The following is a 12,290-nucleotide window of genomic DNA, read 5'->3' as shown; positions in this document are numbered from 1 at the left end:
TGGGGGGCGCTTTGGCGCCCCCCAGTTCGTTATGCCGACTGGCTATCGACTTCAGAGCCAAATCATTGAAGCCAAAGTGCCACTAGTCAGGAAGGTTCAACCACCTGTTTCTATACTGCCCCAGAACAGTCTCCACAGCGCTTGAACGGAGACGAGTGAAAACTCGAGCAAAGGGCTAGCAATGGACTGGCTGGGACTGCAACTGTTCACCGAACTGCCGGTAACCGGGCGCATCGTCATCGACTGCCGCCACGAACCGTTACTGGTGCTGATCGCGTTTGCCGTGGCCAGCGCAGCGTGCTTCGCCACCCTCGACATGGCCGAGCGCCAATCCCACACCGAGCTGCGCGCTGCCCAGCGACAATGGCGTGTGCTCGGCGCCTGCTGCCTGGCCGGCGGCATATGGGCCATGCACTTCATCAGCATGCTCGCCTTTCAGGCCCCAGTGGAGAAGCATTACGACGTGTCGCTGACCGGCCTGTCCCTCTTGATCGCATTACTGGTGGCGTGGCTGGCGATGAACAGCCTGGACCGCAGCGAAATGCGCCCGCAGCACTACCTGCAAAGCGCGCTGCTTATCGGCCTGGGCATCGTCATCATGCATTTCGTCGGCATGGCCGCGCTGCAGACCGGTGCCCAGCAGTATTACCAGACCGGCCTGCTGCTAAGCAGCGCCGTCATCGCCCTGCTCACCAGCCTTGTCGCGTTGTTGCTGGCCCGCTACTTCCGTAACGGCAGCGGTACCCTGCACCAGACCATGAAGTATGGCGCCAGCCTGATCATGGCCAGCGGCATCGTGGCCACCCACTTCACCGCCATGTCGGCCATGACCCTGGTAATCCCCGCCGACACCGCCTTGCTCCTGCCCTCGGGCGACAACAGCCTGCAGCTGGGGCTGACCATCGCCTTCATCACCTTGCTGATCAGCGGCAGCAGCATCAGCGCCGCCCTGGCCGACAAGAAGCTGCAGAGCAAGGAAGACGACCTGCGCCGCTACGGCGTGCTGCTCAGCCAACTGGACCAGGCCCGCGAGTCACTGCAACAGGCCGCCCACTACGACGCCCTGACCAACCTGGTCAACCGACGTGGTTTCAACCAGATCTTCGCCGAACGCCTGGCAGAGCAGGATCCCAATGAAGACCGCCTGGCCGTGATGTTCCTCGACATCGACCACTTCAAGCGGATCAACGACAGCCTCGGCCACGATGCCGGCGACGAATTGCTCAAGGTGATCGCCAACCACATCACGGCCGCCACCCGCAGCCACGACTTGGTGGCCCGCTTCGGCGGTGACGAGTTCTGTGTGGTCACCAGCCTGAACAGCCACGACGAGGCGCGCCACCTGGCCCAGCGCATCATGCAACGGATGAAGGAGCCGATCGACCTGGGCGGCCGGCGCATGGTCATGACCACCAGCATCGGCATCAGCATCTACCCCGATGATGGCCTGACCACCGAAGAACTGCTCAAGCATGCCGACCTTGCCCTCTATCAATCCAAAGGCAGCGGGCGCAACAGCCTGCACTTTTTCAACAGCAGCCTGAAAAGCCGTGCCAGCCTGGCCTTGCAACTGGAAGAGGAGCTGCGCATTGCCCTGCTCGAAGAACGCGGCCTATGCGTGCATTACCAACCGATCTTCGACCTGCGCACCGGCCAGGTGGCCAAACTCGAAGCGCTGGTGCGCTGGCAGCACCCGCTGCACGGGCTGATGGGGCCTGACCGGTTCATCGGCATTGCCGAAGCCAACGGCCTGATCGTTGACCTCGACCTGTGGGTGCTGCGCCACGCCTGCCAGGACCTGGCCCGGCTTCAGCAGCATGGTTTTACCAGCCTGAAGGTCACGGTCAACTGCTCGGCGGTGACCCTGGGCCATGAAGCCCTGCCCAGCGAAGTGGAAGTGGCGCTGTTCCAGGCGGGCCTGGCGCCTCGACAGCTGGAACTGGAAGTCACCGAAAACGCTTTGATGGGTGACATCGAGCATACCGTCAGCCTGCTCAAGCGCATTCGCGGCCAAGGTGTCGGCCTGTCGATCGACGATTTCGGCACCGGCTATTCGTCGCTGGCCTACCTCAAACGCCTGCCTCTGGACGTGCTGAAGATCGACCGCTCATTCCTGCAGGATGTGCCCGGCAGCCTGAAAGATCGCGAGATCATCGAGGCCATCATCGCCATGGCCCACACCCTACACCTGGAAGTGGTCAGCGAAGGCGTCGAAACCGTCGAGCAACATGAGTTTCTGGTCAGCAAGGGCTGCGACTACCTGCAGGGCTACCTGCTCAGCCGCCCCGTGCCGCTGAGCGAACTACGCTCGCTGCTCGATCAGCTCGACCGCCAGGACAGCGTATTCAACCCTTGTTGCGATACAGCTCTACCAGGGTCGCCGGATCTTTTTGCAGATACCCCTGGCTACCGTGCAGGCGCATCAGCTGCGCGGCAAGGCCACTGAGTGGCGTTGCCGTACCCTGCTCGCGGGAAAGCTTGACGGCACCGTCGAGGTCCTTGAGCAAGGTGCGGACATGCCACTTGACCGGTTCGAAACGGCTTTCGGCCATCTGCGGCGCCAGGATCTGCAGCGGCTTCGAATCGGCAAAGCCACCGGCAAGGGCCTCGGCGATCAAGGTGGCGTCGACGCCTGACTGCTCGGCCAACGCCACTACTTCCGCAATCACCAGGGCATTGCAGGCCACGATCATCTGATTGCAAGCCTTGGTCACCTGCCCTGCCCCCACACCGCCCATGTGCGTGACCCGCTGGCCAAGCACCTGCAGCACCGGGCGCGCCCGGTGCAGGTCAGTGGCCTCGCCCCCCACCATGATCGCCAAGGTGCCCGCCTCGGCCCCTGGCGTGCCACCGGAAACCGGAGCGTCTAGCCAGGCCATGCCGCACAGGGCAGCCAACTCGGCAGCCATTTCCCGGGTGGCGGTCGGCTCCAGGCTGGAGAAGTCCACCAGCAACTGCCCGCTGCGCCCGCCCTCGGCGATGCCTTGCTCGCCAAACACCACTTCGCGCACCACTGCCGTGTCGGCCAGGCACAACAGCACCATGTCGCTGTCACGGCACAGCTCGGCCGGGTTCGCCGCCAACCGTGCACCTGCGGCCACCAACGTGGCGCATTTGTCCGGGCTGCGGTTCCAGACCGTCAGCGGATAACCCGCAGCCAACAGGCGCCGGCACATTGGCAGGCCCATCAGGCCAATCCCGGCGAATCCCAGCGAAGGCAGTGCAGTACTCATGAACGACTCCAGGCAGAAGATTAAAGAAGCGTGACAAGCGGGCGAGGCAATGCCGGCAAATGGCGCACTATGACCTCTGCCAAAACTTCTGCCAATGCGCGAAGGTCCGTAGATCCGCCCCATTACGCATGCCGTAAACTGTTACCGCAGCGCCGAATCAGCCCACCACTGTTACCAACTTCCACCTTACGTGAGCGTCAACAAGCACCGACATGGTGCGGCTGCGTATTTTTAAGCACTAAAAAAGCGCGCCGTTATTCCACTTGCTTGGCCTGAATCACGATGAACGGTGAAACCACCACGGCCCAGATCTCTGGATCGCGGCTTTGCAGCTCGAGCGCCTGCTCGGCGCTGACCGGGCCGACAGTGCCATCACTACGCCATTTGGCGAAGATCTCGCTGCGATTCTCGGCCATTGCCGCGGCGACCTCGATCAGGTCGAGCGTGGGGTCGACCCAAATCAGGTCACCCTTGGCCCAGAAACGCTCCAAAGCCTTCCACTCGATTGTCGCCGTCTCGCCGAGCAATTTGGCATAGAGGGTGCTTGTTTGATCAGTCATGGGTTTGTACCCGCAAATTCGGCCAATGAAAAAAGGCCGGCATTTTTGCAGAAAAACCCGGTTTCAAATATGTAATTTGGTCGATTGGCCCCGAAGTTATGGGGCGGGGCCCAGGATGCAGGCAAAGTGATGGCGCTTTTCTGTATCTTTGTGTCGATCATGCGACAACCCGCGGAACAGGCACTTTTTGCCCGCTTTTCAAGCGCGCAAACAGCGCTCTACACTGTACCGGTACAGTTCCGGGACATGTTCCGGGGGAAGGTGGGCATGCAGTGTGGCGTGGCCATGCCGCAAATCCCGCCCGGTCTGTAGCCCTGGCCGCCAGGACTATAAGAATTACAACAGAATGAGTGGAGCACTATGATCAAGATTTCCAAGCTGTTCGCCGCAATGGTACTGGCCGGGGTAGCCAGCCATTCGTTTGCCGCCGATACCATCAAGATCGGGATCGCGGGCCCTAAAACCGGCCCTGTGACCCAGTACGGCGACATGCAGTTCATCGGCGCCAAGCAGGCCATCAAGGATATCAACGCCAAGGGCGGCGTCGATGGCAAGATGCTCGAAGCCAAGGAATACGACGACGCCTGCGACCCTAAACAGGCCGTGGCAGTCGCCAACAAAGTGGTCAACGACGGCGTCAAGTTCGTCATCGGCCACCTGTGCTCCAGCTCCACCCAGCCAGCGTCCGACATCTACGAAGACGAAGGCGTGATCATGATCACCCCGGCCGCCACCTCGCCGGAAATCACCGCCCGTGGCTACAAGCTGATCTTCCGCACCATCGGCCTGGACAGCGCCCAGGGCCCGGCTGCCGGCAACTACATCGCCGACCACGTCAAGCCGAAAGTGGTTGCCGTTCTGCACGACAAGCAGCAGTACGGTGAAGGCATCGCCACCGCGGTCAAGCAGACCCTCGAGAAGAAAGGCACCAAGGTTGCCGTCTTCGAAGGCCTGAACGCCGGTGACAAGGACTTCTCCTCGATCATCCAGAAGCTCAAGCAGAACAACGTCGACTTCGTCTACTACGGCGGCTACCACCCAGAGCTGGGCCTGATCTTGCGCCAAGCCCAGGAAAAAGGCCTGAAAGCCAAGTTCATGGGCCCGGAAGGCGTGGGTAACGATTCCATCTCGCAGATCGCTCAGAACGCCTCCGAAGGCCTGCTGGTGACCCTGCCGAAGTCGTTCGACGCCGACCCTGAGAACAAGGCCATCGTCGACGCCATCAAGGCTGACGGCAAGGACCCGAGCGGCCCGTTCGTGTTCCCGGCCTACTCGGCTGTCGAGCTGATCGCCAAAGGCATCGAAGCGGCCAAGTCCGAAGACACCGACAAGGTGGCAGCCGCCATCCACGCCGGCTCCTTCAAGACCCCGACCGGCACCCTGTCCTACGACGAGAAAGGCGACCTGAAAGACTTCAAGTTCGTGGTCTACGAATGGCACTTCGGCAAGCCGAAGACCGAAGTCTCCCCTCAGTAACTGCGTGACTAATAGCTGACCGTAGAAGCCCACTGTGCGAGCAGTGGGCTTTGTTTTACGAGGTTCATGGGCCTGATCCCCGCGATCCGGGGGCCGACCCACCTGAAAATCTTAAAACCGTCACCCGCGGTTTCCTGGCCATACCCCTGCCAGCGAAATGCAAATCAGGTTTTTAGGAGCGCTGTAATGCCTGAGATCTACCATTTCTTCCAACAACTGGTTAATGGATTGACCATCGGCAGCACCTATGCCTTGATCGCCATCGGCTACACGATGGTGTACGGCATCATCGGCATGATCAACTTCGCCCACGGCGAGGTATACATGATCGGTTCCTACGTGGCCTTCATCGCTCTGGCGGGCCTGGCCATGATGGGTATCCATTCGCTGCCGATCCTGATGACCGTCGCCTTCGTCGCGACGATCTGCGTCACCAGTGCCTATGGCTACAGCATCGAACGGGTTGCCTACCGCCCCCTGCGCAACAGCAACCGTCTGATTCCGCTGATTTCAGCCATCGGTATGTCGATCTTCCTGCAGAACACGGTCTTGCTATCGCAAGACTCGAAGGACAAATCCATCCCCAACCTGATCCCCGGGAGCATCTCCTTCGGGCCGGGCGGTGCGGAGGAGGTCCTGGTTTCCTACATGCAGATCCTGGTGTTCGTGGTCACCCTGGTGGCCATGACCTGCCTGACCCTGTTCATCTCCCGTTCCCGCCTGGGCCGCGCCTGCCGCGCCTGCGCCGAGGACATCAAGATGGCCAACCTGCTGGGTATCAACACCAACAACATCATCGCCCTGACCTTCGTCATCGGTGCCGCCCTGGCGGCCGTGGCGGCCGTGCTGCTGAGCATGCAGTACGGGGTGATCAACCCCAACGCTGGTTTTCTGGTGGGCCTTAAGGCCTTCACCGCAGCGGTATTGGGCGGCATCGGCAGCATCCCGGGCGCCATGCTCGGCGGGCTGGTGCTGGGCGTGGCCGAAGCCTTCGGCGCCGACATCTTCGGCGACCAGTACAAGGACGTGGTGGCATTCGGCTTGTTGGTTCTTGTCCTGCTGTTCCGGCCGACCGGCATCCTGGGCCGCCCGGAGGTTGAAAAAGTATGAACAGAAATCTCAAACAGGCGTTCTTCAGCGCCTTGCTGGTATGGGCCGTGGCCTTCCCGGTGCTGGGCCTGAAACTGAGCATCGACGGCATCAGCCTGGCGGTGCACAGCCAAGGGTCGTTCACCATCAGTATCATCGCCGTGTGTTCGGTGCTGATGTTCCTGCGCGTGCTGTTCGACAAGCAGTGGAGCGCGGTGATGGGCCGTGGCTCGGATCGCAAGCTGATCCCGCCAGCCGTCAGCAACTACCTGACCCTGCCGAAAACCCAACGCTACGTGATCATCGGTCTGATCGTAGCGGCTTTGGTGTGGCCGTTCTTCGGCTCGCGCGGGGCGGTCGACATCGCCACGCTGATCCTGATCTACGTGCTGTTAGGCCTGGGCCTGAACATCGTGGTCGGTCTGGCCGGCCTGCTCGACCTCGGCTATGTCGGTTTCTACGCCGTCGGCGCCTACAGCTACGCGATGCTCTCGCACTACCTGGGCTGGAGCTTCTGGGTCTGCCTGCCGATCGCCGGCCTGATGTCGGCCACCTTCGGCTTCCTGCTCGGCTTCCCGGTGCTGCGCCTGCGCGGGGACTACCTGGCGATCGTGACCCTCGGCTTCGGCGAAATCATCCGCCTGTTCCTGCGCAATCTCACAGAATGGACTGGCGGCCCCAACGGCATCAGCAACATCCCCAAGCCGGAGTTCTTCGGCCTGACCTTCGAACGCAAGGCCGCCGAAGGGATGCAGACCTTCCACGAGTTCTTCGGGCTGGAATACAACTCGATCAACAAGGTCATCTTCCTTTACCTGGTCGCCCTGCTGCTGGCCCTGCTGGCACTGTTCGTGATCAACCGCCTGCTGCGCATGCCGATAGGCCGTGCCTGGGAAGCGCTGCGTGAGGACGAGATCGCCTGCCGTGCGCTGGGCCTGAACCCCACTGTGATCAAGCTCTCGGCATTCACCCTGGGTGCCTGCTTCGCCGGTTTCGCCGGCAGCTTCTTCGCCGCGCGCCAGGGCCTGGTGACGCCGGAGTCGTTCACCTTCATCGAGTCGGCGATCATCCTCGCCATCGTCGTGCTCGGCGGCATGGGCTCACAACTGGGCGTGATTCTCGCGGCCATCGTGATGATCCTGCTGCCAGAGCTGATGCGTGAGTTCAGCGAATACCGGATGCTGATGTTCGGTGCGCTGATGGTGTTGATGATGATCTGGCGTCCGCAAGGCCTGCTGCCTATGCAACGTCCCCACATGGAGCTGCGTCGATGAGCCGCGAAATTCTGCAAGTCAGCGGCCTGAGCATGCGCTTCGGCGGCTTGTTGGCGGTCAACGGCGTGGCCCTGACCGTCAAGGAAAAACAGGTGGTGGCGCTGATCGGCCCGAACGGCGCTGGCAAAACCACGGTGTTCAACTGCCTGACCGGCTTCTACAAGCCCAGCGGCGGTACAATCCTGCTCGACGGCCAGCCGATCCAGGGCCTGGCCGGTCACCAGATCGCCCGCAAAGGCGTGGTGCGTACCTTCCAGAACGTGCGTCTGTTCAAGGAAATGACCGCGCTGGAAAACCTGCTGATCGCCCAGCACCGTCACCTGAACACCAACTTCTTCGCCGGGCTGTTCAAGACCCCGAACTTCCGCCGCAGCGAGAAGGAGGCCATGGAGCGCGCCCAGTACTGGCTGGAGAAGGTCAACCTGACCGAATTCGCCAACCGTACCGCCGGCACCCTCGCCTACGGCCAGCAACGCCGCCTGGAAATCGCCCGCTGCATGATGACCCAGCCACGGATCATCATGCTCGACGAACCCGCCGCGGGCCTGAACCCGAAGGAAACCGAAGACCTCAAGGCACTGATCGCCTACCTGCGTGAGTCGCACAACGTCACCGTGCTGCTGATCGAGCACGACATGAAGCTGGTGATGAGCATCTCCGACCACATCGTCGTGATCAACCAGGGCACGCCCCTCGCCCACGGCACGCCGGAGGAGATCCGCGACAACCCTGATGTGATCAAAGCCTACCTGGGGGAAGCGTAAATGCTGAAGTTCGAGAACGTTTCCACCTTCTACGGCAAGATCCAGGCGCTGCACAGCGTCAATGTCGAGATCAACCAGGGTGAGATCGTCACCCTGATCGGTGCCAACGGCGCTGGCAAGTCGACCTTGCTGATGACTCTGTGCGGCTCGCCACAGGCGCACAGCGGCAGCATCAAGTACCTGGGTGAAGAACTGGTCGGCCAGCCGTCCTCGCACATCATGCGCAAGAGCATCGCGGTGGTGCCAGAAGGCCGCCGCGTGTTCGCCCGCCTGACCGTCGAGGAAAACCTGGCCATGGGCGGTTTCTTCACCGACAAGGGCGACTACCAGGAGCAACTGGACAAGGTCCTGCAGCTGTTCCCACGGCTGAAAGAGCGTTACATCCAGCGTGGCGGCACCATGTCCGGTGGCGAGCAGCAGATGCTGGCCATCGGCCGGGCGCTGATGAGCAAGCCCAAGCTGTTGCTGCTCGATGAGCCTTCGCTGGGCCTGGCGCCGATCATCATCCAGCAGATCTTCGACATCATCGAACAGCTGCGCCGTGATGGCGTGACGGTGTTCCTGGTGGAGCAGAACGCCAACCAGGCACTGAAGATCGCCGACCGGGCGTATGTGCTGGAGAACGGTCGGGTGGTGATGCAGGGCACCGGTGAGGCACTGCTGACCGACCCGAAGGTGCGCGACGCCTACTTGGGTGGTTGAATGAAAAAGGGCCTTCGGGCCCTTTTTTCTGCCCGCAGGACGTGTATCGTGGCCAGCTCTTTGGCAAAGATTCTCCGGAGCCCGCCCCATGCGCCTCACCCCTACCCTGCTGCTCACTGCCCTGCTGCCACTGTTCGCCGGCTGCCAGTTGCTGGCCGAGCAGCCCCGTGACCCGAACATCGGTACCACGCGCATGCAGGGCGAACTGAGTGCAGGCGGCGGCCGGCTGTTGTTCAAACCCTGTGGTGAAAGCCGCCACTTCGTGATCAATGACGTCGCCGGCACCGGCATCCTCCAGGAGTCCGTCAGCCTGGCCAAGGACGCCAATGCCAAATTGTTCGCCGACGTCCGTGGCCGCCTCACCGGTGCCAAACAGGCCGACAACGACGGCCAGCTGGAAGTCAGCCGCCTGTACCGCCTGGAGCCCTCCACCCGCGCCTGCGACGACCCCAACTTCAAGCAGCTGACCCTGCGCGCCAATGGCCACGAGCCGGACTGGGACATCAAGGCCAGCGGCAAGGGCATGGTGCTCAACCGCGTCGGCAAGGACCCACTACCGCTGCCGTTCCTCGAAGAAGAAGTGCCCGGCGGCGGCCTGACCCTGACCAGCGAAGCCAACGGCCAGCACGTTGAACTGTGGGTCGCCCCGCAACGCTGCGTCGACAACATGAGCGGCGCCGTGCGTCACCTGCGCGCCGAGCTGCGCATCGACGGCCAGACCCTGCGCGGCTGCGGTTACTACGGCGGTGCGCGCGACAACTGATCGCCGGGCGCTTTTATCCTGCCAGTCGGGGCGGCTAACAGCTTATACTTGGCGGTTTGTGTAAAGCCGCCGGCCGCCCATGGCCGGGATACTGGACCCTGCCATGCTACGAATCACCGAACTGAAGCTGCCCCTGGACCATCCCGACGAAGCCCTGCGTGAAGCCATCGTCCAGCGCCTGGGCATCCGCGACGAGCAACTGCTCAGCTTCAACCTGTTCAAGCGCAGCTACGATGCGCGCAAGAAGAACAGCGAGCTGCTGTTCATCTACACCATCGACCTGGAAGCCAGCAACGAAGCCGAGCTGCTCAGCAAGTTCGCCGACGATCACAACATCAGCGTGGCCCCCGACGTCACCTACAAGTTCGTCGGCCAGGCCCCGGCCGACCTGCAGCAACGCCCGATCGTGGTCGGCTTCGGCCCGTGCGGCATCTTCGCCGGCCTGCTGCTGGCACAAATGGGCTTCAAGCCGATCATCCTCGAGCGCGGCAAGGAAGTGCGCCAGCGCACCAAGGACACCTGGGGCCTGTGGCGTAAAAGCGTGCTCAACCCCGAGTCCAACGTGCAGTTCGGCGAAGGCGGCGCCGGGACCTTCTCCGACGGCAAGCTCTACAGCCAGATCAAAGACCCGAACCACCACGGCCGCAAGGTCCTGGAAGAGTTCGTCAAGGCCGGCGCGCCGGACGAAATCCTCTACATCAACAAGCCGCACATCGGTACCTTCCGCCTGACCGGCATGGTCGAGCAGATGCGCCAGGACATGATCGCCCTAGGCGCCGAAGTGCGCTTCCAGGAAAAGGTCACCGACCTGCTGATCGAAGACGGCCAACTGACCGGCGTGGTGCTGGAAAGCGGCGAACAGCTGCACTCGCGCCATGTGGTCCTGGCCCTGGGCCACAGCGCCCGCGACACCTTCCGCATGCTGCACGCCAAGGGCGTGTACATGGAAGCCAAGCCGTTCTCGGTGGGTTTCCGTATCGAGCACCCACAAACGCTGATCGACAAGGCTCGCCTGGGCAAGTACGCCGGCCACCCGAAACTTGGCGCTGCCGACTACAAACTGGTGTACCACGCCAAGAACGGCCGTTCGGTGTACAGCTTCTGCATGTGCCCGGGTGGCACCGTGGTCGCCGCCACCAGCGAGCCGGGCCGGGTGGTCACCAACGGCATGAGCCAGTACTCGCGTAACGAGCGCAACGCCAACTCCGGCATCGTCGTCGGCATCGACCCCGAGCGCGACTACCCGGGCGGCCCGCTGGCCGGCATCGAGCTGCAGGAGCGCCTGGAGGCCCACGCCTACGTCATGGGCGGCAGCAACTACCAGGCACCGGCGCAGCTGGTGGGCGACTTCGTCGCGGGCAAGCCATCCACCGCACTGGGCAGCGTCGAGCCATCGTACAAGCCAGGAGTGACCCTGGGTGACCTGGCGCCGAGCCTTCCGGACTTTGCCATCGAGGCAATCCGCGAAGCGCTGCCGGCGTTCGACCGCCAGATCAAAGGCTACAACCTGCATGATGCGGTGCTGACCGGCATCGAAACGCGCACCTCGTCGCCACTGCGCATTACCCGAGGTGCGGACTTCCAGAGCCTGAACATGAAGGGGCTGTTCCCGGCAGGCGAAGGTGCGGGGTATGCCGGTGGCATTCTTTCGGCGGGCGTGGATGGTATCCGCATTGCCGAAGCCGTGGCTCGCGACATCCTCGGCCTTTAAAGATACTGGCCGCGAAGAGGCCCGCGCAGGAAAACAAAAAACCCCGAACAGGCCTGGCCCGTTCGGGGTTTTTGTTTACCGCGACGATCAGTGCGAAACGCGGCTGGTACCGTCAACGGTCATGATGCGCACGCGGTCACCAACGCGGAAGATTTCGTTCTGCTGCACGGCCTGCACATACGCGCGCATGCTGCCATCGTCTTCACGCACAGTGATTTCCACACCCTGGGTACGGGTCAGGCCTTCCTCGGCAGCGGAACCTGCCAGGCCACCGGCCACGGCACCAATCACGGCGGTGACGATGCTGCCACGGCCACCGCCAATGGCGCTGCCGGCCACGCCACCGACGATGGCGCCAGCACCACCACCGATCGGAGTCTTGGTGCCTTCGATCTTGACCGGGCGCAGGGATTCGATGGTACCCATGCGCACGGTCTGCACGCGACGGGCCTCATCACGGGAATAGCTGTCGCCGGTCAGGCTCGAGGCACAGCCACCGAGCAGCAGCGACATGGTGGTGAAAGTCGCCACCAGCAAAGCGGATTTACGCATGGGTACAATCTCCAGAAAACAGGTGTCCATTAGACGCTGCGCGTTGACGGCTGTCACGGCGCCAGCACAAAAAAATTATTTCCATTCAGCCCCTGTACAGCCTTGTACCGACAGTAATGCGGGCGTTACAGCTCAGACCAAGGATAGCCACGGATTACTTCATCGT

Annotated in this window: 11 protein-coding genes; 8 read left to right on the top strand and 3 right to left on the bottom strand. The window is 62.3% G+C overall.

All coding sequences use genetic code 11. The annotated features are described in order from the left end of the window. Positions 1-181: 181 nt before the first annotated feature. Entirely contained in the window at positions 182-2,446 is a 2,265-nt protein-coding gene (locus tag BGP85_RS19530) for a putative bifunctional diguanylate cyclase/phosphodiesterase (RefSeq protein WP_103449452.1), read from the top strand. Here BGP85_RS19530 and BGP85_RS19525 read toward each other — a convergent pair. Beyond that, positions 2,346-3,233 carry an NAD(P)-dependent oxidoreductase gene (locus BGP85_RS19525; RefSeq protein WP_103449451.1) on the bottom strand — a complete coding sequence of 296 codons (888 nt, stop codon included), beginning with the start codon at positions 3,231-3,233 and terminating at the stop codon, positions 2,346-2,348. The two genes, BGP85_RS19530 and BGP85_RS19525, sit on opposite strands and share 101 nt — an antisense overlap. Before the next feature lie 254 nt (positions 3,234-3,487). Continuing rightward, positions 3,488-3,793 carry a DUF2288 domain-containing protein gene (locus BGP85_RS19520; RefSeq protein WP_103449450.1) on the bottom strand — a complete coding sequence of 102 codons (306 nt, stop codon included), beginning with the start codon at positions 3,791-3,793 and terminating at the stop codon, positions 3,488-3,490. Between the two features lie 360 nt (positions 3,794-4,153). Between BGP85_RS19520 and BGP85_RS19510 the strand changes: the two genes are divergently transcribed. The 7 genes from BGP85_RS19510 to BGP85_RS19480 all read left to right on the top strand — a co-directional run bounded on the left by BGP85_RS19510 (position 4,154) and on the right by BGP85_RS19480 (position 11,572). Further along, a complete protein-coding gene (locus BGP85_RS19510) occupies positions 4,154-5,269 on the top strand; it encodes a branched-chain amino acid ABC transporter substrate-binding protein (RefSeq protein ID WP_103449448.1) in 1,116 nt (371 codons plus the stop codon). 186 nt (positions 5,270-5,455) lie between these two features. Then, complete coding sequence (gene livH, locus BGP85_RS19505) at positions 5,456-6,379, top strand: high-affinity branched-chain amino acid ABC transporter permease LivH (protein WP_054886946.1); 924 nt, start codon at positions 5,456-5,458, stop codon at positions 6,377-6,379. Then, a complete protein-coding gene (locus tag BGP85_RS19500) occupies positions 6,376-7,632 on the top strand; it encodes a high-affinity branched-chain amino acid ABC transporter permease LivM (RefSeq protein ID WP_103449447.1) in 1,257 nt (418 codons plus the stop codon). Before livH ends, BGP85_RS19500 begins: the two co-directional genes overlap by 4 nt. After that, positions 7,629-8,396, top strand: coding sequence for a high-affinity branched-chain amino acid ABC transporter ATP-binding protein LivG (livG, locus tag BGP85_RS19495; RefSeq protein WP_008097486.1), 768 nt, complete (start codon positions 7,629-7,631; stop codon positions 8,394-8,396). Before BGP85_RS19500 ends, livG begins: the two co-directional genes overlap by 4 nt. Further along, entirely contained in the window at positions 8,397-9,098 is a 702-nt protein-coding gene (locus BGP85_RS19490) for an ABC transporter ATP-binding protein (RefSeq protein ID WP_003254879.1), read from the top strand. It begins immediately after the preceding gene. Between the two features lie 88 nt (positions 9,099-9,186). Beyond that, positions 9,187-9,861: a COG3650 family protein gene (locus BGP85_RS19485; RefSeq protein WP_103449446.1), complete on the top strand. Its 675-nt coding sequence runs from the start codon at positions 9,187-9,189 to the stop codon at positions 9,859-9,861. 103 nt (positions 9,862-9,964) lie between these two features. Continuing rightward, complete coding sequence (locus BGP85_RS19480; protein WP_103449445.1) at positions 9,965-11,572, top strand: NAD(P)/FAD-dependent oxidoreductase; 1,608 nt, start codon at positions 9,965-9,967, stop codon at positions 11,570-11,572. Between the two features lie 87 nt (positions 11,573-11,659). Here BGP85_RS19480 and BGP85_RS19475 read toward each other — a convergent pair whose 3' ends face one another. After that, a complete protein-coding gene (locus BGP85_RS19475; protein WP_054885828.1) occupies positions 11,660-12,124 on the bottom strand; it encodes an outer membrane lipoprotein in 465 nt (154 codons plus the stop codon). Positions 12,125-12,290: the final 166 nt, after the last annotated feature.

Source organism: Pseudomonas putida, from assembly GCF_002906855.1.
In the GTDB taxonomy this organism is placed as follows: domain Bacteria; phylum Pseudomonadota; class Gammaproteobacteria; order Pseudomonadales; family Pseudomonadaceae; genus Aquipseudomonas; species Aquipseudomonas putida_N.
Note: the sequence above shows the minus strand (reverse complement) of the source record. Positions and strands in the feature narration are given on the sequence as shown.